This window comes from Streptomyces lincolnensis (genome assembly GCF_001685355.1).
In the GTDB taxonomy this organism is placed as follows: Bacteria; Actinomycetota; Actinomycetes; order Streptomycetales; family Streptomycetaceae; genus Streptomyces; species Streptomyces lincolnensis.
The window spans coordinates 6672552-6694421 of sequence record NZ_CP016438.1 but is presented as its reverse complement, the minus strand read 5'-3'; the positions used below and the strand labels follow the sequence as shown (position 1 = coordinate 6694421).

Here is a 21870-nt window from a genome sequence, read left to right as displayed (position 1 = left end):
CAGCCGCCGGACGGCACTTCGCGGCCCTCCCAGCGGAGCGCTACCGCGGTGTAGCGCAACCGCACATCCTGCTCTACGGTCCTCCCGTCTCCGTATGGACGGGAGGACCGCGCTGTGCGTACCGCGAACGTCCGAACCATCGTCGTCTGGAGCCTCGTCGCGCTGATCGGAGCCGCCGGCTGGTCGGTTCTCGCGCTGTCCCGGGGCGAGGAGGTCTCGGCAGCGTGGATGGTCGCGGCCGCCCTCGGCTCGTACGCGATCGGCTACCGCTTCTACTCGAAGTTCATCGCCCACAAGGTGCTGAAGGTCGACGCGACCAGGGCCACCCCGGCCGAACGCCTCGACAACGGCATCGACTTCCACCCCACCGACCGGCGTGTGCTGCTCGGCCACCACTTCGCCGCGATCGCCGGGGCCGGACCGCTGGTCGGGCCGGTGCTGGCCGCGCAGATGGGCTATCTGCCGGGCACGATCTGGATCATCGTCGGCGTCATCTTCGCGGGCGCGGTCCAGGACATGGTGGTGCTGTTCTTCTCCACGCGCCGGGACGGCCGGTCGCTGGGCCAGATGGCCCGCGAGGAGATCGGCCCGTTCGGCGGAGCGGCGGCCCTGCTCGCCGCCTTCGCCATCATGATCATCCTGCTGGGCGTGCTGGCCCTGGTCATCGTCAACGCGCTCGCGGCCTCGCCGTGGGGCACCTTCTCCATCGCGATGACGATCCCGATCGCCCTGCTGATGGGCTTCTACCTGCGGGTCCTGCGCCCCGGCCGGGTCAGCGAGGTCTCGCTGATCGGCGTGGCGCTGCTGCTGCTCGCCCTGGTCTCGGGCCGCTGGGTGGCCGAGTCCTCGTGGGCCGACACCTTCACGCTCGCGCCCTCCACCCTGGTCATCTGGCTGGTGGCGTACGGCTTCATCGCCTCGATCCTGCCGGTGTGGATGCTGCTCGCGCCCCGCGACTACCTCTCCACCTTCATGAAGATCGGCACGATCATCCTGCTCGCCCTCGGTGTCGTCATCGCCCTGCCGACGCTGAAGATGGACCCGGTCACGGACTTCGCCTCACGCGGCGACGGCCCGGTGTTCGCGGGCTCGCTCTTCCCGTTCGTCTTCATCACCATCGCCTGCGGCGCCCTGTCCGGCTTCCACTCCCTGATCTCCTCCGGTACGACGCCGAAGATGATCCAGAAGGAGACCCAGGTCCGGATGATCGGCTACGGCTCCATGCTGATGGAGTCCTCGGTCGCGATCATGGCCCTGGTCGCGGCGAGCATCATCGACCCCGGTCTGTACTTCGCGATGAACGCCCCGGCCGGCGCGATCGGCACGACGGTCGAGAGCGCCTCGCAGGTGGTGACCGGTTGGGGCTACTCCATCACCCCCGGCGAACTCGCCCAGGCGGCGAAGAACGTCGAGGAGGCGACCCTGCTCTCCCGTACCGGCGGCGCGCCCACCCTCGCGGTCGGCGTCTCGGAGATCTTCTCCGAGGTCACGGGCGGCAGCCTCAAGGCCTTCTGGTATCACTTCGCGATCATGTTCGAGGCGCTGTTCATCCTGACCGCCCTGGACGCCGGCACCCGCGTGGGCCGCTTCATGCTCCAGGACATGCTGGGCAACGTCTACCAGCCCTTCAGGAACGTCAGCTGGAAGCCCGGCCTGGTCGTCACCAGCGCGGCGGTGTGCGCCCTGTGGGGGTACTTCCTGTGGGTGGGCGTCCACGAACCCCTCGGCGGGATCAACCAGTTGTTCCCGATCTTCGGCATCTCCAACCAGCTGCTCGCGGCGGTCGCCCTGGCCGTCTGCACCACCCTGCTGGTGAAGTCCGGGCGCCTGAAGTGGGCCTGGATCACCGGAATCCCGCTCGCCTGGGACGCCACCGTGACCCTGACGGCGAGCTGGCAGAAGGTGTTCTCCAGCGACCCGAAGGTCGGCTTCTTCAAGCAGCGCTCCGTCTTCCAGGACGCGATCGACCGGGGCGAGGTGCTGCCGCCCGCCAAGACCATGGACGACATGCACACCGTGGTCACCAACTCCACGGTGGACGGCGTCCTTTCGGCGGTCCTCGCCCTGCTGATCGTCGTCGTCATCGCGGACGCCGCCCGCGTCTGCGTCCGGCACGTGCGCCGGCCCGCCCTGTCCACGCTCAGCGAGACCCCGTACGTCGAGTCGAGGATCGTCGCCCCGGCCGGGCTGTTCCCGACCGGGAAGGAGAAGTAGGAGGCGCGCGATGCGGTCACTCCGGCGGGCCCTTAGGACCGTGCGCTGGTACGTGCGCGAGCTGACCGACGAGTCGGCGTACGACCGTTATGTCGCGCATGTCCGCAAGGATCACCCGCAGGCTCCGGTGCCGACCCGGAGGGCGTTCGAGCGGATGCGGACCGACCGGCAGGAGGCCGATCCCCGTCAGGGCTTCCGCTGCTGCTGAGGCCACCGGGCGACCCACACGGAACCGACACATACCGATATGCGGACGAGGTCTTCCGCTCTCCTGACACCGTCGCCTAGATTGCCTGCGCATTACACAGGTGATCACAGGTGATCGTGAGGGGACGGAGCCGAGGTATGTCGGAAGCATCGGAAGTGAGACCACCGGTGGTGACACCGGTCCGCGTGGTCATCGCTGTCTGCCTCGTCGCGCCCTTCGTGGCGATGCTCTGGGTGGGTTCGTACGCCAAGGTGGACCCGCACTTCATCGGCATCCCGTTCTTCTACTGGTACCAGATGGCGTGGGTGCTGATCTCCACCGTGCTGACGATGATCGCGTACAAGCTGTGGCAGCGTGACCAGCGCGCCCGTCACGGAGGCACCAAGTGAACGACGGCGTGAACGGCGTCGCACTCGCCGTCTTCATCTTCTTCTTCCTGGCCGTCACGGTCATGGGCTTCCTGGCCTCGCGCTGGCGCAAGGCCGAGAACGAGAACAGCCTCGACGAGTGGGGCCTGGGCGGCCGCTCCTTCGGCACCTGGATCACCTGGTTCCTGCTCGGCGGCGACCTGTACACCGCGTACACCTTCGTGGCCGTCCCGGCGGCGATCTACGCGGCGGGTGCGGCCGGCTTCTTCGCGGTGCCGTACACCATCCTGGTCTACCCGCTGATCTTCACCTTCCTGCCCCGCCTGTGGTCGGTCTCGCACAAGCACGGCTATGTGACGACGTCGGACTTCGTGCGCGGCCGGTGGGGCTCGAAGGGCCTGTCCCTGGCCGTTGCCGTGACGGGCATCCTGGCGACGATGCCGTACATCGCGCTCCAGCTCGTCGGCATCCAGGCGGTCCTGGACGTGATGGGCGTCGGCGGCGGCGAGGACACCAACTGGTTCATCAAGGACCTGCCGCTGCTGATCGCCTTCGGTGTGCTGGCGGCGTACACCTACTCCTCGGGCCTGCGCGCCCCCGCGATGATCGCCTTCGTGAAGGACACGCTGATCTACATCGTCATCGCGGTGGCGATCATCTACATCCCGATCAAGCTGGGCGGCTTCGACGAGATCTTCGCCAAGGCGGGCGAGGCGTACAGCCAGACCAACCCGGCCACGGGCGCGCCACGCGGTGCGCTGGCTCCGGGCGAGGCGGGCCAGTGGACCTACGCCACGCTGGCGCTGGGCTCCGCGCTCGCGCTCTTCATGTACCCGCACTCGATCACCGCGACGCTGTCCTCCAAGAGCCGTGAGGTCATCCGCCGCAACACCACGATCCTGCCGCTGTACTCCCTCATGCTGGGCCTGCTCGCCCTGCTGGGCTTCATGGCGATCGCGGCCGGCATCAAGGTGGCCAACGGCCAGCTGGCGATCCCGCAGCTGTTCGAGACCATGTTCCCGGCCTGGTTCGCGGGCGTGGCCTTCGCGGCGATCGGCATCGGCGCCCTGGTCCCCGCGGCCATCATGTCCATCGCGGCCGCGAACCTCTTCACCCGCAACATCTACAAGGACTTCATCAAGCCCGACGCGACACCGGCGCAGGAGACCAAGGTCTCCAAGATCGTGTCCCTGCTGGTGAAGGTCGGCGCCCTGGCCTTCGTCCTCACGATGGACAAGACGGTCGCCATCAACTTCCAGCTCCTGGGCGGCATCTGGATCCTCCAGACCTTCCCCGCGCTGGTCGGCGGCCTCTTCACCCGCTGGTTCCACCGCTGGGCCCTGATCGGCGGCTGGGCCGTCGGCATGGTCTACGGCACCGTCGCCGCGTACGGCGTCGCCTCCCCGACCCAGAAGCACTTCGGCGGCTCCGCCAAGGAGATCCCCGGCATCGGCGAGATCGGCTACATCGGCCTCACCGCCTTCGTCCTCAACGTGGTCGTCACGGTCGTCCTCACCTTCGCCTTCCGCGCCGCGAAGGCCCCCGAGGGCATCGACGAGACGAGCCCGGAGGACTACACGGCGGACGCGGGCGACCCGGGAGTGAAGGTGGAGCTGCCGCCGGCCACGGCGGGGGCGAGCCACTAGGGCCTGCCCGGCGGATCAGGTCGCATGCAAGTAACGGTGCCTGATTCAGCTCCGGTGAGCGGGGCTCTGGTGCGTGCAGCTGCAAGGCGGAGGAGGGCGGCGACGCGATGGGGGTCCCCCCGCGCGAGGTTGTTCGAGCGTGGGGGAGTCGGCAACCGACGACAACGCGGCTGGGGGTCCCCCCACGCCTTTAAGGCAGTGGGGGAGTGCGTGCCAGAGCCCCGCGACCGCGACATGATCCGCCGGACAGGCCCTAGCACCGGCAACCACGCACGAACCAGCAGCGGGCCGCCGATAATCCAGCGCAACGGCGGCCCGCTGTCGTACACACTCACGGCATGGACATCCACATCCGGCGAGCCGACCCCACCGAATACGACCGGCTCGGCGACCTCACGGCCCAGGCCTACCTCCAGGACGGCCTCCTCACCTTCGGTGAGAGCGACTGGTACCTCGGCGAACTGAGAGACGTGGCCAAGCGGGCCGCCGCCGCGGACGTCCTCGTGGCCACCCGGGACGGGCACCTCCTCGGCGGCGTCACCTACGTCCCCTCCGGCGGCCCCATGGCCGACCTCGCCCGCCCCGGGGAGGCGGAGATCCGCATGCTCGCCGTGGCCCGGGCGGCCCGCGGCCAGGGCGCCGGAGAAGCCCTCGTCCAGGCGTGCGTCGACCGGGCGAAGGCCGCGAGCGACTGCACCGGCATCGTGCTGTGCACCCAGTCCGCCATGCACGCCGCCCACCGCATCTACGAACGGCTCGGCTTCACCCGCGCCCCCGAACGCGACTGGAACCCGATCCCGGGCGAGGAGTTCACGCTCCTCGCCTACGCCTTGCCGCTGCGAGGCTGAACAGCGCGCGGACGGGCCGGAGCGCGCCTCGGGAACGGCATCCGCGCGTTCCGTGGCCATGCCGCACGGTTCTGACGAACGGTCATCTGCGCCGTCGCTCACGTGCGGCACGCCACAACATGTGGGGGTGCTGATGAACCACCACCCCCACATGTATGCTCATGCTCGCTGTCGCCGCAGGGGAATCCGGTGTGAATCCGGAACTGTCCCGCAACGGTGTACTCATGCGTGCATATGCGCACATGAGCGTCAGTCCGAGGACCTGCCGACAGCACGCCCGGCCGTCCGGTCCGGGTGTCCGACGTCCGGGCCTCGTGGAGTGGGCCGGTGGACGCGACGCCGTGTGCGCTCGTGCTGTCCGCTGCCCTCCGCCAGGCCCCGTGCCCAGCGAGGGAGTGCCCCACGTGACCATCGCGCCAGCCGACCCGGCTTCAGCGATCGCGACCACTTCAGTGGACGAAGACGGTCCCGGAGCCGCGTTGTCGCGGACCCTGACCGAGCTGACCGCCGACCTCCCCGACGCCGACCCCGGCCGGGTCGCCGCCGCCGCGTTGCGCGGCAGGTCGGCGCGGGCCGACGAGGCGGAGTTGCGCGAGCTGGCCACCGAGGCGGCCGCCGGCCTCATCTCCGAGGACCCCGCCTACTCGCGGCTCGCCGCCCGTCTGCTCACCCTGGGCATCCGTGCCGAGGCCGCCTCCCAGGGCGTCACGTCCTTCACCGAGTCGGTCGCCGTCGGCCACCGGGAGGGTCTGATCGCCGACCGCACGGCCGAGTTCGTCCGCGTCCACGCCGACCGTCTCGACGCGCTGATCGACACGACCGCCGACGACCGCTTCGGCTACTTCGGCCTGCGCACGCTCCACAGCCGCTATCTGCTCCGGCACCCGATCACCCGCGCCGTGATCGAGACGCCCCAGCACTTCATGCTCCGGGTGGCGAGCGGCCTGGCCGAGGACGACACGCCCCGGGCGCTGGACGAAGTCGCCGCGCTGTACCGGCTCATGAGCCGTCTCGACTACCTGCCCTCCTCCCCCACGCTCTTCAACTCCGGCACCCGGCACCCCCAGATGTCGTCCTGCTACCTCCTCGACTCCCCCAAGGACGAGCTGGACTCCATCTACGACCGCTACCACCAGGTGGCCCGGCTCTCGAAGCACGCGGGCGGCATCGGCATCGCCTACTCCCGCATCCGCGCCCGCGGTTCACTGATCCGCGGCACGAACGGGCACTCCAACGGCATCGTCCCGTTCCTGAAGACCCTGGACGCCTCGGTCGCCGCCGTGAACCAGGGCGGCCGGCGCAAGGGCGCGGCCGCGGTCTACCTGGAGACCTGGCACTCCGACATCGAGGAGTTCCTGGAGCTGCGCGACAACACCGGCGAGGACGCCCGCCGTACGCACAACCTGAACCTCGCGCACTGGGTCCCGGACGAGTTCATGCGCCGGGTGAACGCCGACGAGCGGTGGAGCCTGTTCTCCCCCGCCGACGTGCCCGAGCTGGTGGACCTGTGGGGCGAGGAGTTCGACGCGGCGTACCGGAAGGCCGAGGCGGCGGGCCTCGCGCGCAGGACCATCCCCGCCCGTGACCTCTACGGCCGCATGATGCGCACCCTCGCGCAGACCGGCAACGGCTGGATGACCTTCAAGGACGCCGCCAACCGCACCGCCAACCAGACGGCCGAGCCGGGCCACGTCGTGCACTCCTCCAACCTCTGCACGGAGATCCTGGAGGTCACGGACGACGGTGAGACGGCGGTGTGCAACCTGGGGTCGGTGAACCTCGGCGCGTTCGTCGACCAGAAAACCGGCGACCTCGACTGGGAGCGGCTGGACGCCACCGTCCGCACCGCGGTGACCTTCCTCGACCGGGTCGTGGACATCAACTTCTACCCGACCGAGCAGGCGGGCCGGTCGAACGCCAACTGGCGCCCGGTGGGCCTGGGCGCGATGGGCCTCCAGGACGTCTTCTTCCAGCTGCGGCTGCCCTTCGACTCCCCCGAGGCCAAGCGCCTGTCCACCCGGATCGCCGAGCGCGTCATGCTCGCCGCCTACGAGGCCTCCGCCGACCTCGCCGAGCGCAGCGGCCCGCTGCCGGCCTGGGAGAAGACCCGTACCGCCAGGGGTGTCCTGCATCCCGACCACTACGACACGGAGCTGACCTGGCCGGAGCGCTGGGCGGCCCTGCGCGAGCGGATCGCGGCCACCGGCCTGCGCAACTCGCTCCTGCTGGCCATCGCGCCCACCGCCACCATCGCCTCCATCGCGGGCGTCTACGAGTGCATCGAGCCGCAGGTGTCCAACCTGTTCAAGCGCGAGACGCTGTCCGGCGAGTTCCTCCAGGTCAACTCCTACCTGGTGCGGGAACTGAAGGCGCTCGGCGTCTGGGACGCCCGCACCCGTGAGGCGCTGCGCGAGTCCAACGGCTCCGTCCAGGACTTCGCCTGGATCCCCGAGGACGTACGACAGCTCTACCGCACGGCGTGGGAGATCCCGCAGCGCGGACTGATCGACATGGCCGCGGCCCGCACCCCGTTCCTCGACCAGTCGCAGTCCCTGAACCTCTTCCTGGAGACGCCCACCATCGGCAAGCTCTCCTCGATGTACGCCTACGCCTGGAAGTCGGGCCTGAAGACGACGTACTACCTGCGCTCGCGCCCGGCGACCCGCATCGCCCGCGCGGCCCAGGCCCAGGCGCAGCCCGAGAAGACCGTCCCCGTCCAGCAGGTGACCTCCGAAGAGGCCGTCGCCTGCTCCCTGGAAAACCCCGAGTCCTGCGAGGCCTGCCAGTAATGCCCAGCAACCAGAACCTGCTCGACCCCGGCTTCGAGCTGACGCTGCGCCCCATGCGCTACCCGGACTTCTACGAGCGCTACCGGGACGCCATCAAGAACACCTGGACCGTCGAGGAGGTCGACCTCCACTCGGACGTCGCCGATCTGGCGAAGCTGTCCCAGGGCGAGCAGCACATGATCGGCCGGCTGGTCGCGTTCTTCGCGACGGGCGACTCGATCGTCGCGAACAACCTCGTGCTGACGCTGTACAAGCACATCAACTCCCCCGAGGCGCGGCTGTATCTGTCCCGCCAGCTCTTCGAGGAGGCCGTGCACGTCCAGTTCTATCTGACACTGCTCGACACCTACCTCCCCGATCCTGAGGACAGGGCGGCCGCCTTCGACGCCGTGGAGAACATCCCCTCCATCCGCGAGAAGGCCGCCTTCTGCTTCAAGTGGATGGACTCGGTGGACCACCTGGACCGCCTGGAGTCGCAGGCCGACCGCCGCCGTTTCCTGCTCAACCTCATCTGCTTCGCCGCGTGCATCGAGGGCCTGTTCTTCTACGGCGCCTTCGCGTACGTCTACTGGTTCCGCAGCCGGGGTCTGCTGCACGGTCTCGCGACCGGCACCAACTGGGTGTTCCGCGACGAGACGATGCACATGTCCTTCGCCTTCGACGTCGTCGACACCGTCCGCAAGGAGGAGCCGGAGCTCTTCGACGACGCGCTTCGGCAGGAGGTCGTCGACATGCTGAAGGAGGCCGTCGAGGCCGAGCTCCAGTTCGCGCGCGACCTGTGCGGCGACGGTCTGCCGGGCATGAACACCGACTCGATGCGGCAGTACCTGGAGTGCGTCGCCGACCAGCGTCTGACCCGCCTCGGCTTCGCCCCGGTGTACGGCTCCGAGAACCCCTTCTCCTTCATGGAGCTCCAGGGCGTCCAGGAGCTGACCAACTTCTTCGAGCGCCGCCCGTCGGCGTACCAGGTCGCGGTGGAGGGCACCGTCGATCTGGACGAGGAGTTCTGACCCCTCCGACAGGGGATCCGGGCGCATGGGTGGCACGTCTCATCCGCAAGGAGGCCACACCATGCGCCCTACGACCCACCGCACGCCCCTCGCCCTCGCGGCGCTGACGCTTCTGCTCGCGGGGTGCGGCACCCAGGCGGGCGGCGACGGGGGTGACGGGGACGCGGTGTCCCCGTCACCCTCCTCACCCCCGTCGGCCTGCGCGTCCCCCGGTGAACTCGGTGCCGCCGACAACGGCAGCACGGTGTGCGTCGCCGTGGGCGGGACGGTCCGGGTCTCCCTGGACGGCACGAAGAGCCGCCCCTGGGAGCCGGTCACGTCCGGCGGCCGTGGTCTGAAGGCCACGAACAGCGGTGTCGTCCTCCTGCCGGGGGACGCGAGCGCCGCGTTCGAGGCGGTCTCGGCCGGGCGGGCGCGGCTGAGTTCGTCGCGCCCGGTGTGCTCCAAGGAGCCCGGCGTGATCTCGTGCGACGCGCTTCAGGAGTGGGGGGTCACCGTGGTGGTGAGGTAGCCCTGGCGTGCCGTGGGGCGCTCGGCCTTCGGGCGGGAGCCTTCGGCCGCCCGGCGGGCCTGCTGGGCCTGCCGGATCTGACGGTCGATGCGCCGGTCGTGCACGATCCCGATCACGGACGGGAGCACCAGCAGGACGAGGATTCCGAGGACGGCGAGCATTCCGATCAGTCCTTCTGTCTGCGCGGTAGTCATGACACCACTGTCGCGCCCGAGACTCCTTACAAACAGTGGCAGGACTGTCGCCCACCCTCGATTTACTGCCACTTACGAGGCACACTGGCAGCATGCTGAAAAACGTCGCCGCCGTCCTCCTCGACGGTGTGCACCCCTTCGAACTGGGCGTCATCTGCGAGGTGTTCGGCATCGACCGCAGTGACGAGGGTCTGCCGCCCTACGACTTCGCCGTGGTCTCCGCCGAGGGCCCGCACCTCGGCACCCATGTCGGCGGCCTCACCGTCTCCACGCCGTACGGCCTGGAGCGGCTGGAGGAGGCCGACCTGATCGCCATCCCGGCGGGCAGCGACTACACCACCCGCGCGTACCCGCCCGAGCTGCTGGACGCCCTGGTCAGGGCGGTGGACCGGGGCACCCGGGTGCTCAGCGTGTGCACGGGCGTCTTCGTGCTCGGCGCCGCCGGGCTGCTCGACGGCCGGCGGTGCACCGTGCACTGGATGCACGCGGAGGACCTCGCCGTCCGCAACCCCCGGGCAATCGTCGAGCCGGACGTGCTGTACGTCGACGAGGACCCGGTGATCACCTCCGCGGGCACCGCCGCCGGTATCGACGCCTGTCTGCACATCGTGCGCAAGGAACAGGGACCGGAGGTCGCCAACCGGATCGCCCGGCGCATGGTGGTACCGCCGCACCGGGACGGCGGCCAGGCCCAGTTCATCGAGCGGCCGCTGCCCCGGTCGCAGTGCGACACCGTCGGCGAGGTGCTGGTGTGGATGGAGCGGCACCTCGACCAGGACGTCACCGTCGAGCAGCTGGCCGAGCTGGCGCACATGTCCCCGCGCACCTTCGCCCGCCGCTTCCAGCAGGAGACCGGAACGACTCCGTACCGCTGGATCCTGCGCCAACGCGTGCTGCTGGCCCAGCGGTTGCTGGAAGCGACGGACGAGACGGTGGACGCGATCGCCGGTCGAACGGGGTTCGGCAACGCGGCCGCGCTGCGCCACCAGTTCGTCCGCGCCGTCGGGACCACCCCGAACGCCTATCGGCGCACGTTCAGAGGGACCGAGGCCGCCTGAACGCCCGTACCGCTCCTCTCACCTGGGCACCGCCTTCAGCAGCAGGTGCTTCGGGCGCAGGGTGATGCCCACCCGGGGCGACTCGTCGGCCTCCGGCAGCCGTTCGAAGCGCCACCGGGGGATCACGGTCGCCAGCATGACCCCGAGCTGGGCCATCGAGAAGTGGTCGGCGGGGCATTTGCGGTTGCCCGCGCTGAAGGGCCCCATCGCGTACTTCGGCACCTGCTTGGAGTGACCCGGGAGCCAGCGGTCCGGGTCGAAGTCGAGGTGCTGCTCGTAGGAGCGTGGGTCGCGCTGGAGGGCGAGCGGGCTGTACACGATGTCCGCCCCCGCCGGAATGCGATACCCGCCGAGTTCGGTTTCGGCCATGGCCCGCCGCGTCAATATCCATACGGCCGGCCGTATGCGCAGCGCCTCCGTGATGACATTGTTCGTGTGGGTGAGCTTCCTGAGATCGCCGAAAGTGACAGGTCCGTCACCCACGACCGATTTCACCTCTTCACTCACCCGGTCCGCCTGTTCCGGATGTTCGGCCAGCAACTGCAAGATCCACATCAACTGGGACCCGACGGTTTCGCTGCCCGGGGTGAGTATCGCTATGACCTGATCGTGAACCTCCTGGTAGTTGACCGGTTCACCTTTTTCGTCCTTCGCCTCCAGCAATGCCGTCAGCAGATCATCGGGCTTCTCGGTGGCGGCCCGGCGTTCGGCGATGACCTCGTCGGCCAGCCGGTGCAATTCGGCCAGCCCCCGGTCGAATTCACGATGTGAGGGAAGGGGCAGCCGGTAGAACGGCCCGAAGGAGAGGATCATCCGCCGGTACATGCCGCCGAACACGGTGGCGAGCGCGGTGCTCAGCCGCTCGGCCAGATCGTCGATGCGCTCGATCTGGAGGAAGCAGCGGGCGGTCATCCGCACCGCCACCCGGAACGCCTCCGAGGTGACGTCGACGGTGTCCCCCGGCCGCCAGCGCGCGGCGAAGGCCACGGACTCCTCGACCATGACCCGCTCGTACTCGTGGATCACCTCCTTGCGGAACGAGGGCTGGATGGTCTGCCGCTGACGCCGGTGCCGCGGCCCGTTGCTGGTCGCGACGCCCTTGCCGAGCAACACGTCCAGGGTGTCCCAGAGCGGTCCGCCTATCTCGTAGTCGGGGCTCGTCAGCATGTCCCCGACGAGGTGCGGCGCGGTCACGGCGTACACGGTCTTCGGGCCCAGGCGCAGTCGCACCAGGTCGCCGTCGTCCCGCAGCCGGGCCAGGAAGCCCAGCGGGTCGCGCACCAGCTTCCAGCCGTGGCCCAGACCCGGGACACCTCCGCCCGCGAGGGGCGCCTCACGCTGCTCCGAGGCCGGGAAGGCCTCGGGCTTCACAGACTCGACGGTCATTTCTCACCTGCCGCTTCGTTGTTGACGTACGGGGGAGTGGACCGGTCGTCCCAGCTGTCGACCCGGTACCGGCCGGACTCGTGGTGGAACCAGTAGACGGTGCTGAACCAGTTCCGCATGTTGCGGACGCAGGCGCGCACGGCGGTGCCGAGTTCTTTTCCGCGCACGGTTCCGTCGTCGAGATCGTCGGAAAGCCGCAGGGCGTCCCGCTCCACGACAAGGAATTCCTCGACGCATTTCTCCACGCGCCGCCTCATGTCGGCGACGGCTTCCTCCAGGGTCAGCCCCTCGTGCTTGATGAGACTGATTCCGAGATTGTGGACCTCGTCGCCCGCTATTTCTTTGGGTAGCGAACAGAGGTCGTTGTACCAGGCGGCGAATTCCTGACTCAGCAGTGCGGCCCGCCGGTATGTCGGGTGTTTCCGCACGGAGTTCGGGAGTTCCAGTCCCGCGCTGGGTTCCAGCAGATCGGTCCAGATCCAGTGGGCGAAGGTGAGCCGACGCAGCGCCAGGTATTCATCGACCTTCGGGATGACTCCCTCGGTGCGGTTCCTGAATTCCCGGTCGTAGGCGTCGATCACCTGGTGGAAGTGCCGGGCGAACCGCCGGTTCCACGACTGCGGCAGGAACGAGTACAGCCGCAGCACGCTGTCCGCGAACCCGGCGACCAGCGGATCCTCGTGGTGCAGGTGGGTCCGGGGTGATTCGAGGGCCGCGTGGAGCCGGAACCTCAGCCGCCGCCAGGCGGCCGGGCGCCGGTGCACGATGTCGCGGTCGTGACGGTCGTCCCAGACGAAGAACCACGCGCTGTAGTCCGCGATCGCCTGGAGGACCTCGTCGGGGGCGCCCAAGTAGTACCCCGCCATGAGGTCCGTATAGCACAGACCGTCGGCATATTCGGCCACCTTGTCGGCGGGCATGAGCCGCATTTCCAGAAGCCAGGTTCGGGTCTTCTCCTGGAGCCGGGGCCAATACGGGTGCAGTCGCCGGGGAAACGCAGCCTCGATCACCGGAAGAGCGAGCGAGGGTGGGACCGCGATCGCCGTCGGCGTCGATGTGGTGCTGTGTGGGAAAGCAGGCACGGACAAACCCCTTCCAGCCGCCAGTGCGCGCGCCCTCCGGCCGTACTGGGCGTGCGCCGTTGCGTATCCCCGCACTTCCCATTGAGCACTACAACTGACCATTCTGGGAACGGATTTGCTCCACTAGCTACCCCACGGTGCCGAGATTCTCCCCTCACATGACCGATTTTGGATAACCGGACGAGCACAAGCGATCGAATGTGCGACGGACAGACGAACGGCGCCTGTTCAGGAGGGTGCTCCTGAACAGGCGCCGTGCGCAGCCGTACCGAAGGGAGCCGCGTGACCCGCGCGCTCCTGCGCGGACTCAGTCGTTGGCGACCACGGGGTAGCGGGGCTCGTTCTCGGCCATCTGCCGCAGCGCGTCCTTGCGTTCGCGCTTGGAGAGCCGGTCGATGTAGAGGTAGCCGTAGAGGTGATCGGTCTCGTGCTGCAGGCACCGGGCGAAGTAGCCGGTGCCGCGCACCTTGACCGGGTGGCCCTTCTCGTCCTGTCCGGTCACCTCGGCGTAGTCCGGGCGGGCCAGCGGCGCGTAGGCGGTGGGCACCGACAGACAGCCCTCGTTGCTGTCGTCCAGCCGGCGCTTGTCGGCGGGCAGGTCGACGACTTTCGGGTTGCACACGACACCGACGTGCCGCTTGCCCTCGTCGTCCATGCAGTCGTAGACGAAGACCTTCAGGTCCACACCGATCTGGTTGGCGGCAAGGCCGACGCCCTCGGCGGTGCGCTGCGAGGCGAACATGTCGTCCACCAGCTTGAGCAGCGCCTCGTCGAACTCGGTGACGTCCTTGCACTCCTTGTGCAGCACCGGGTTCCCCACCACCGTGATCGGCCTCGACGTACCGCGCTCGCGGAACGCCGCCTCCCGCTCGTCACAGTCCTCGGTGTCGATGACGAAGCCCTCGTCGTCCACGGGAAGCACGCCCGCGTGCTGCTGATCGGTGTCCTGCTGCGCCATGACCGACGTATGCCTTCCTAAACAAGAACAGAGGGTAGATGTTGATACAGGGTAAGCGGAGGCGCCCCCTTAGGGGCGCGGGGAACTGCGCGACCAGCCACAACAGACCCGCGCCCGGCAATGGTCTCAGCACACCTCTTCGAGATCCCGCCAGTCTCGAGAATCCGGACTGTCCGCGACCCACCCGTCCAACAACCCCCGAACCAGCGAAGCCGGCGCGGCCACCCCGCACTCCCGCTCCGGCACCCACAACTGCCCGTCGGTCCGATGCCCGAGCGGCCCGGGATGCCCCGGCTCACTGTGATCGTGCGGATCGAGATGCTCCCCGTCGCCCTCGTCGGACGGCATCCGGGACTCCGAGCACATCCGGCACAGCAGCCGCACCGACGACGACCAGTCCTCGGCCGCGAACCCGGCATCGGCCGCCAGCTGCTCCAGCGCGTCCCGGTCGGCCTCCGTGGCAGCCTCCAGCAGCACCACCCACGTCGGCACGGGCGACGGCGCCCACAGCTCGATCTCGTCGAACACCGGATAGGCGTGCCCGGCGGCGGTGGTCCGCTCGCCGTGCGGCACCCCGTCGTGCAGGACGACCTCGCCCCAGCGTCGCCCGGACGAGGGAAGCGGAATGGACAGCACCTCGATCCGGGCGGGGTCCAGCCGCCGCCCCCACACCACCTCGGCCTCCCCTTCCGGGGACAGCCGTACGGCGGCGCTGCCGAGGTCCATGCCGACGGGCTCGCCCGAGGCCGTGGCGCCGCCCGGCACGCGCAGTCCGTAGGCCTGCCAGGCGCGGCGGGCCAGCGGCCAGTCCTGGAGCGCGGTGGCGGCGATGCCGACGTTCCACCAGTCGGGCGCCCCGGTCTCCCGGTCGAGCAGGGCCACGGCCCGCAGACCGGCCGCGCGGGCCTGCTCCCAGTCGTGCCGGAACTTGTGGAGGAGGGCGAGGTTGAACCAGGACTCGGACAGCCACGGTTCCAGGTCCGCGGCACGGGTCAGAAGCGCGCCCGCGTCCTCGTACCGGCCGTCGCCGATCAGCGTGAACGCGCGGTCCGTGGCCTGCCGCCAGGAGGCGGAGGGCCGGTGCCGTCCCTTGCCGAAGATCCTCACGATTCCCGCCTGCCAGTTCCGTTCAGTGGGCTGGCTGTGCCCCCGGACACCCTCTCATTCGCATCCAACCACGTACGGCTGGAAGGGCGCTCATTACCCATGGGTTACCCAACCACGGCCGGGGTCAGACAGTCCCGTGCCAGGACCCTGGCCAGCGCTTCGACCACGTCGGGCGCGTACTGCCCGGCCGGGGCCAGCCGCAGCTCCTCCAGCGCCGTCAGGGGCCCGCCGGGCCCGGCGTCCCGCGCCTTCTCCTCGTAGGCGTTCACCGCCCGCACGATCCGTGCCGCGACCGGCTGCTCCGGCCAGGCGTCGGCCTGCCGCTCCACGACGACGGCGACGGACGGATCCACCCCGGTCTGCCGTACGACGGCCCCGCCCAGCAGGGCGATCCGGCGCTGCTCCGGCGCGGGCAGCGCGGCGGTGGCCCCGGCCGGGACCGGGTCGAGGAGGCTGAGCTGTCCGATGTCGTGCATCAGGGCCGCGTACTCCAGCACGGTGAGTTCGGGCGCCGACAGCCCGAGGTCCCGCCCGACGGCCCGGCTGAGCGAGGCGACGCGGCGGGCGTGCCCGGTGGGGGTGTATCCGGCGATCTCGGTGGCCCGGGCGAGGGAGGCGATGGTCTGCCGGTTGGTGGCCCGGACGGCGGCGTACCGCTTGAAGGAGAGCTGGGTGAGCAGCAGCGGCAGCGAGAACACCGGTACCGCCCACAGGCCCACGACGGCCACCGCGAGCGCCATCACCGCCCCGGTCGCGCAGACGGCGGAGCCGATCCCGAGCAGTGCCCGCAGCTCGTCGCGCAGGAGGGGGCCGAAGGGCCACCGGGTGCGCGAGTGGGCCAGGGCGGCCGCGAGCACGGCGTCGCAGAGCGCGGTGAGGGTCAGCAGAGCGAGCAGCAGCAGCGCGTAGGCGGTCCCCCACTCCGCGAACGTGCCCCGGTTGTACAGGGGTTGGAAGCACACGGCGGTGAACCCGACGGTGAGCACCCGGCGGGCCAGCTGGTCGCGGGCCGGCCCCTGTCCCCGCGCGATGTGCGGCACGCTGCCGAGCAGGGAGGCGGCGACCACGACGGCGACGACCTGGAAGGCGCCGTGATGGGTGGGCTGCCCGCCGTCCGCTCCCAGCAGGGCGTACGCCATCGCCCCCGCGGCCCCGAGCGGCGCGGCCTCCCTGACCCGGGCACCGGTCCATCGGGCGAGCTCGCCCACGACGACCAGCACCCCGAAGGCGAGGGCCGCCCCGCGCTCCTCCAGACCGGTCCAGAGGGTGACCGCGAGGGAGAGCGCGGCCAGGAGGGCGGCGCAGAGGTGGATGAAGACGAGAAGGGCGGGGTGGGCGGGGCGCCGGCCCCCGCTCACCGGGGCACTCCCGGTCGGCCGGCGACGGCTGCGCGAGGCCGGGGCGGGCGCGGTTCCTCGGCGGTCACCGCGGGATGCCAGCCGTACCGGCCCAGTGCCCTGACGAAGGCCTCCACCATCCGCGGGTCGAAATGCGTCCCGGCGCACCGCCGCAGCTCCTCCAGCGCGACCGGGACCGGCCGGGCCCTGCTGTAGGAGCGGGTGGACGTCATCGCGTCGAAGGCGTCCGCCACCGCCACCACCCGCGCCGACTCCGGGATCTGGTTCCCGACCAGCCCGTACGGATAGCCGCTCCCGTCGATCCGTTCATGGTGGTGGAGCACGGCCGCCCGGGCCTCTCCGAGGAAGGAGATCCCCCGGACCATCTCGTGCCCGTACTCGGGATGCAGCTCGATCACCCGGCGCTCCTCCGGTGTCAGCGGACCGTCCTTGCGGAGCAGCCGTGTGGGTACGCCCAGCTTTCCCACGTCGTGCAGGATCCCGGCGAACCGCAGCACCTCGATGCGTCCCTCGTCCATGCCGAGCTCGCGCGCGATCATCATCGAGGCCTGTCCGACGCGCTCGCTGTGGCCGCGGGTGTACTCGTCCTTGATGTCGACGGCCTGCACGAGCGCCCTGATGGTCGCCTGGTGGGCGGCGCGTTCCCGGTGGTACTGGGCGAACACCCACCAGGACACGCACATCGGCAGCAGGACGAGCAGCGCGGCGACGGGGCCGTAGGGGCTGCGCCACAGGACGGCCATCATCAGCCCCGCCAGCCCGTGCACGGCGACCGGTGCCAGGGAGCGCGGGAACAGTCCCCGCCAGGCCCGCCGTACCGGGGCGCGCTCGGCGAGGGCCAGGATCCCGCCGTCCAGCAGGCTCAGGACCAGGCAGAACGCGAGGACGGCGGCTCCGGCCGGGAGGAGCGCGAACGGGAAGTCGGGGGCGGCGACGGCGTCACGGCCGCCCAGCGCCCAGTGCACCCGTGCGGCGACCCACACCGCCACGACGAGCTGGGCCGCGCGCCACACGCGCCGCAGCCGGCGCGGTCGCTGCTCGACGGGCGAGAGCAGGGCTCCCGGCAGCGCGACCAGGGCGGCGGCCGGGGGCGGCAGCAGAAAGGCGCCGGCGAGCAGCACGGGGTAGAAGGTGCCGGCGAACCGCCAGCGCGCGGCGGCCTGCTCGCACCCGGCGTAGAGCACCGCGAGCAGCAGCACCGGCCACCACGGGGTCTGCACGGTGGGCAGCGGGGCCAGGCAGATCAGCGCGCCCACGGCGACACAGGAGACGTACACACGGGCCCGCGCCGGAACCGCCTCCATCACGCCCCCTCCCCCGGCCGAGCCTGTTCAGGCAGGAGCCTAGGGCGACGGCGGGGCGGTGTGGGCCGATGAACTGCGGATTAGCACGTTCGAGTGACTGGCATTCCCACGCCTGCACAGGTGTTCGAGACGAGTGACGCCGGTCAGTGGGCCACGTCCGCGGCGAGCACCCTGCTCAGCCGCTCCACCGCGGCCGGCGACTCACGCTGGAAGGCGGCGAGATCGAGCCCCGCGTCGCCCTTCACGGTGAGCAGGGCCCGGTCGCCGACGGCCACGACGATGACATGGCCCGAGCCGCAGCGGGCGACCACTTCACGGAGCGCGCCGACGCCGGCGGTGTCGGCCATGCGGCGGCCGACGCCGAGGGTCGCGGCGGCGAGGGCGGCCACGGACTCCGGGTGGACGGTGTCGACGTCGGCGTGCACGAGGAGGCCGTCCACGGTGGACAGGACGCTCTCGGAGACCCCCATCACCCGGTCGCGCAACGAGGTCAGAATGTCCGTCAGGGAATCGGGCGGTGGAATTTCGGTCATCCGTCGTGCTCCTTGTTCCGGGCATATGCCGGTACTGGTACGGTCCAAGCGAGTGCGATAAGTCGGGCCGGGCGTAAGAGAGTTCGGCCGGGTTCAGTCCGGCTCCGGAAGAGCACGCAGCGCCTTGCGGACACGCTGCAGCATCTCGACGGAGGGCTGGTGGGCGGCGAGATCCTCGGCCGACAGCATCGACGGCAGCCCGGGTAAGGGCGGGCCGGACGCCGCAGCGGCACCTCGCCGGGGCAGGGACCGCCGTGACGGATTCGGTGTCCGGGAAGGCGGAGACGGAGAGCCGGGTTCGGCTTCCGGAGCGGCTCGTTCCCGTGCCGGTGCGGCCTCGGCCGCTCGACGGTCCCGTGGGGTCCCGTCCTGTGGGGTCACTAGCCGCCCCTCCCCTTCTGTCCCGGAACACGGCCCGGAGTACGGCCGGGAAGACCGCTGCCGGGTCGGCGCTTCGGCAGGGCCGCGGCCCCGGATGCCGTGATGGTGGACGTGTCCGGCGCGAGGGCACGCGGTGCGGTGCTCGGCCGGCCGGCGGCGCCGGCTCCGGACTCCCTGCGGACCAGACCGAGCGCCTCCAGGCGGGCGAGGTCCAGCATCACCGCGAACAGTCCGCGTCCCAGCGAGAAGGCGAGGTCACGGGGTGTCCGGCGGCCGTTGGCCACGGCGAGGACGTCCCGCTGCCGCGGCGCGAGCCTGCCGTGGGCCCGGCCGGAACCCGCGTCCGCGACGGCCGCGGGGCGGATCCGTGCCAGCTCGCCCGGCGGTCCCCACAACCGGGAGAGCAGGGCCATGCGCCGTGCGGTCTCCTCGGTCAACCGCCGTGGTTCCACTCCCTGTTCGACGACGAGCGCGGGTTCACGCTCGCCCACCTCCCGCTCCCCCGGAGGGCTGAGGGCCATGGCGAACGCGCCGTCGAACACGGCCGCCGTACGGACGACGTCCAGTTCGGCGGCGCCGATCAGCCCGGCGGCCACCAGATGTCCGCCGAGCCGGTCCGCGTCGGGCTCCGCGGCGCAGGCCGCCAGCCACTCCTCGTCGCCGATCCGGCCCGAGGCGAGCAGCGCCGAGGTGACGCCCGGCGCGCCCGGTGTCTCGATCGCGCCCACCAGCCCGTCGCGCAGATGGATCGTTCCGCCCGGGTGGCCGAAGACCCGTACCGTCCCGCTGAAGGACTCCTCGCGAAGCCGCTGCAACAGCGCCGGTACGTTGCGTGCCGTGGGCGCCGTCACGCCAGCACCTCTGCGGCGTGGTCGCCCAGGGTCCGCAGCGCCAGCGCCACATTGACCCGGTCCCGGTCCAGTCCGGCGGCCAGCAGCAGGGGGTCACCCGCCGGGCGCGGCACCGCCAGGAGCACCTGGTGACGCCTGGTGCTGGTGGTGACCACGCTCTCCAGTTCCCCCTCGGCTCCCGCCGCGCCCAGCCGTTCGGCGATGAGGGTGGCGAGCTCGCAGGCCTCCGCCCCCGCTCCCGCCTCGGCACTGTCCCCGGCGCCGGCGTAGGTCAGGCCGGTGACCGCGTCGACGAGGGCGACGCCGGTGACCCCGGGGGAATCGAGCAGCCGGTCCAGGGATGCCTGGAGCGCCGTCGTCATTTCCCCCATTCCCCCTCCACCTCTCCACGACGCACAGTACTTTGAACGTCAACTTCCATACCTTTTAACAGAGTTGACGTTTTGTGACCCGAGAGTCACTCACGTTCGATCGTAGATGGCCGGACATCGACCGGTCAGCAGCACCGAGGAATTGGGGCGACACCATGAACATCGAGACCGCGCTGAAGGAAGCCATGGCCGTCGAGGGAGCGCTCGGCGTCGCTCTCGTCGACTACGAGAGCGGTATGTCGCTCGGCTCGCTGGGGGGAGGGCAGGGCCTCGACCTGGAACTCGCGGCAGCGGGCAACACCGAGGTCGTACGGTCCAAGATGCGCACGCTCGCCTCACTGGACATGGACGACACGATCGAGGACGTTCTGATCACGCTGGGCAGGCAGTACCACCTGATCAGGCCGCTCACCGGCAGCGCGGGGAGTCTGTTCCTCTACCTCGCGCTCGACCGCTCCCGCAGCAACCTGGCCCTGGCCCGGCACGGCCTGAAGCGGATCGAGTCGGGCCTGGAGATCTGACGAGGCGTCCGGGGCCCGGCCCCGGACACATCCGCTCCTCCCGGTGTCACGACTCCTGCGGGGTCGCGGTGATGTCGTGCTCGGGCACGGCCTGGCCGGAACGGATCAGATCGATCCGCCCCATGACCTTGGACCGCAGATCGGTCGGCACGTCGTCCTGACCGCAGCAGCGCTTGACCAGCTTCTTGACGGCCTGTTCGAGCCCGTACTTCTCCAGGCACGGCGAGCACTCCTCGAAGTGCTGCTCGAACTTGGTGCAGTCGGTGTCGGGCATCTCCCGGTCGAGAAACTCGTAGAGGTGATCGAGGATCTCGCCGCAATCCGTCTCGTGCGGCTCTCCGCAGCTCATGAGCCCGAGCCTTTCGCTTCGTTCGACTCTCCGGCACCGGCCGGGACCAGTCCGCGCTCACGGGCGTAGTCCTCGAGCATGCCGCGCAGTTGACGGCGGCCCCGGTGCAGCCGGGACATCACCGTACCGATGGGTGTCCCCATGATGTCCGCGATCTCCTTGTACGCAAAGCCCTCTACGTCGGCGAGGTACACGGCGATCCGGAATTCCTCGGGGATGGCCTGGAGCGCTTCCTTCACGTCCGAGTCGGGCAGGTGGTCGAGCGCCTGCGACTCGGCGGAGCGCAGACCGGTCGACATGTGCGACTCGGCACGCGCGAGCTGCCAGTCCTCGATCTCCTCGGCCGCGGAGCGCTGGGGTTCGCGCTGCTTCTTGCGGTACGAGTTGATGAAGGTGTTGGTGAGGATGCGGTACAGCCAGGCCTTCAGGTTGGTGCCCTCGCGGAACTGGTGGAAGGACGCGTACGCCTTGGCGTACGTCTCCTGCACCAGATCCTCGGCGTCGGCCGGGTTGCGCGTCATGCGCAGCGCCGCCGAGTACATCTGGTCGAGGAATTCGAGCGCGTCCCGTTCGAAGCGCGCGCTGCGCTCGGCAGTCGACTCCGTACTGGTCGCCACGCTCGTGCCCTGGCCCTCGGGCTGCTCCGCCTGGCCGTGTTCGGTCCCTGCGTCGGTACCGGGAACCGGACCCACCTCCTCAAGATTCCGGGCAGGCCGGAAACCCGACCCACCAGAATCGGAGGATAGACGACTACCCGTCCCGGCCGCCCCTCGAATAGGGGTGGTCCTGGCCGCGTGCAGCACCGTCCAGTCCAGGTCGGCGC

At 70.1% G+C, this 21870-nt stretch carries 22 protein-coding genes and 1 riboswitch; of the genes, 10 read left to right on the top strand and 12 right to left on the bottom strand.

Translation table 11 applies throughout. From position 1 onward, the window contains the following. Positions 1-114 precede the first annotated feature (114 nt). From SLINC_RS29930 to SLINC_RS29895, 8 genes are all read left to right on the top strand, one after another. A complete protein-coding gene (locus tag SLINC_RS29930; RefSeq protein ID WP_067439350.1) occupies positions 115-2214 on the top strand; it encodes a carbon starvation CstA family protein in 2100 nt (699 codons plus the stop codon). A 10-nt stretch (positions 2215-2224) separates the two neighbouring features. Then, positions 2225-2422 (top strand): YbdD/YjiX family protein, encoded by a 198-nt coding sequence (locus SLINC_RS29925; protein WP_067439348.1) that lies wholly within the window; start codon positions 2225-2227, stop codon positions 2420-2422. 137 nt (positions 2423-2559) lie between these two features. Continuing rightward, a complete protein-coding gene (locus SLINC_RS29920) occupies positions 2560-2811 on the top strand; it encodes a DUF3311 domain-containing protein (protein ID WP_067439345.1) in 252 nt (83 codons plus the stop codon). Further along, positions 2808-4436 (top strand): monocarboxylate uptake permease MctP, encoded by a 1629-nt coding sequence (mctP, locus tag SLINC_RS29915; protein ID WP_067439342.1) that lies wholly within the window; start codon positions 2808-2810, stop codon positions 4434-4436. The genes SLINC_RS29920 and mctP overlap by 4 nt, the downstream gene beginning before the upstream one ends. 338 nt (positions 4437-4774) lie before the next feature. After that, on the top strand, positions 4775-5284 hold the full coding sequence (locus SLINC_RS29910; protein WP_067439340.1) for a GNAT family N-acetyltransferase: 510 nt from the start codon (positions 4775-4777) through the stop codon (positions 5282-5284). Between the two features lie 155 nt (positions 5285-5439). After that, positions 5440-5568, top strand: a riboswitch (cobalamin riboswitch). 120 nt (positions 5569-5688) lie between these two features. Further along, positions 5689-8073 (top strand): ribonucleoside-diphosphate reductase subunit alpha, encoded by a 2385-nt coding sequence (locus SLINC_RS29905; RefSeq protein WP_067439337.1) that lies wholly within the window; start codon positions 5689-5691, stop codon positions 8071-8073. Then, entirely contained in the window at positions 8073-9083 is a 1011-nt protein-coding gene (locus tag SLINC_RS29900) for a ribonucleotide-diphosphate reductase subunit beta (RefSeq protein WP_067439335.1), read from the top strand. The genes SLINC_RS29905 and SLINC_RS29900 overlap by 1 nt, the downstream gene beginning before the upstream one ends. Positions 9084-9144: 61 nt before the next feature. Then, entirely contained in the window at positions 9145-9594 is a 450-nt protein-coding gene (locus tag SLINC_RS29895; RefSeq protein WP_067439332.1) for a hypothetical protein, read from the top strand. Here SLINC_RS29895 and SLINC_RS29890 read toward each other — a convergent pair. Next, positions 9561-9788: a hypothetical protein gene (locus SLINC_RS29890; RefSeq protein ID WP_067439329.1), complete on the bottom strand. Its 228-nt coding sequence runs from the start codon at positions 9786-9788 to the stop codon at positions 9561-9563. The two genes, SLINC_RS29895 and SLINC_RS29890, sit on opposite strands and share 34 nt — an antisense overlap. A 92-nt stretch (positions 9789-9880) precedes the next feature. Here SLINC_RS29890 and SLINC_RS29885 point away from each other — a divergent pair, with 92 nt between their 5' ends. Further along, entirely contained in the window at positions 9881-10846 is a 966-nt protein-coding gene (locus SLINC_RS29885; RefSeq protein WP_067439326.1) for a GlxA family transcriptional regulator, read from the top strand. Positions 10847-10864: 18 nt separating this feature from the next. Here SLINC_RS29885 and SLINC_RS29880 read toward each other — a convergent pair whose 3' ends face one another. From SLINC_RS29880 to SLINC_RS29840, 9 genes are all read right to left on the bottom strand, one after another. Next, complete coding sequence (locus SLINC_RS29880) at positions 10865-12232, bottom strand: bifunctional albaflavenone monooxygenase/terpene synthase (RefSeq protein ID WP_067439323.1); 1368 nt, start codon at positions 12230-12232, stop codon at positions 10865-10867. After that, positions 12229-13314, bottom strand: coding sequence for an epi-isozizaene synthase (gene cyc1 / locus SLINC_RS29875; protein ID WP_107406875.1), 1086 nt, complete (start codon positions 13312-13314; stop codon positions 12229-12231). Before cyc1 ends, SLINC_RS29880 begins: the two co-directional genes overlap by 4 nt. A 307-nt stretch (positions 13315-13621) precedes the next feature. After that, a complete protein-coding gene (def, locus tag SLINC_RS29870) occupies positions 13622-14272 on the bottom strand; it encodes a peptide deformylase (RefSeq protein WP_067439320.1) in 651 nt (216 codons plus the stop codon). A 126-nt stretch (positions 14273-14398) separates the two neighbouring features. Continuing rightward, positions 14399-15379, bottom strand: a complete 981-nt coding sequence (locus SLINC_RS29865; protein WP_067439317.1) for a tetratricopeptide repeat protein — start codon at positions 15377-15379, stop codon at positions 14399-14401. A gap of 104 nt (positions 15380-15483) precedes the next feature. Continuing rightward, complete coding sequence (locus SLINC_RS29860) at positions 15484-16737, bottom strand: HD domain-containing protein (protein ID WP_067439314.1); 1254 nt, start codon at positions 16735-16737, stop codon at positions 15484-15486. Then, on the bottom strand, positions 16734-18041 hold the full coding sequence (locus SLINC_RS29855; protein ID WP_067439311.1) for an HD-GYP domain-containing protein: 1308 nt from the start codon (positions 18039-18041) through the stop codon (positions 16734-16736). The genes SLINC_RS29860 and SLINC_RS29855 overlap by 4 nt, the downstream gene beginning before the upstream one ends. A gap of 143 nt (positions 18042-18184) precedes the next feature. Further along, on the bottom strand, positions 18185-18574 hold the full coding sequence (locus SLINC_RS29850; RefSeq protein ID WP_067439308.1) for a roadblock/LC7 domain-containing protein: 390 nt from the start codon (positions 18572-18574) through the stop codon (positions 18185-18187). Between the two features lie 380 nt (positions 18575-18954). Then, complete coding sequence (locus SLINC_RS29845) at positions 18955-19806, bottom strand: hypothetical protein (protein WP_067439305.1); 852 nt, start codon at positions 19804-19806, stop codon at positions 18955-18957. Further along, on the bottom strand, positions 19803-20177 hold the full coding sequence (locus tag SLINC_RS29840) for a hypothetical protein (protein WP_225988313.1): 375 nt from the start codon (positions 20175-20177) through the stop codon (positions 19803-19805). Before SLINC_RS29840 ends, SLINC_RS29845 begins: the two co-directional genes overlap by 4 nt. 155 nt (positions 20178-20332) lie before the next feature. Here SLINC_RS29840 and SLINC_RS29835 point away from each other — a divergent pair, with 155 nt between their 5' ends. After that, entirely contained in the window at positions 20333-20698 is a 366-nt protein-coding gene (locus tag SLINC_RS29835) for a hypothetical protein (protein ID WP_067439302.1), read from the top strand. Between the two features lie 46 nt (positions 20699-20744). Here SLINC_RS29835 and rsrA read toward each other — a convergent pair whose 3' ends face one another. Beyond that, positions 20745-21047 (bottom strand): mycothiol system anti-sigma-R factor, encoded by a 303-nt coding sequence (gene rsrA, locus SLINC_RS29830; RefSeq protein WP_067439299.1) that lies wholly within the window; start codon positions 21045-21047, stop codon positions 20745-20747. Beyond that, entirely contained in the window at positions 21044-21739 is a 696-nt protein-coding gene (gene sigR / locus SLINC_RS29825) for an RNA polymerase sigma factor SigR (RefSeq protein WP_067439296.1), read from the bottom strand. Before sigR ends, rsrA begins: the two co-directional genes overlap by 4 nt. Between the last annotated feature and the right edge of the window lie 131 nt (positions 21740-21870).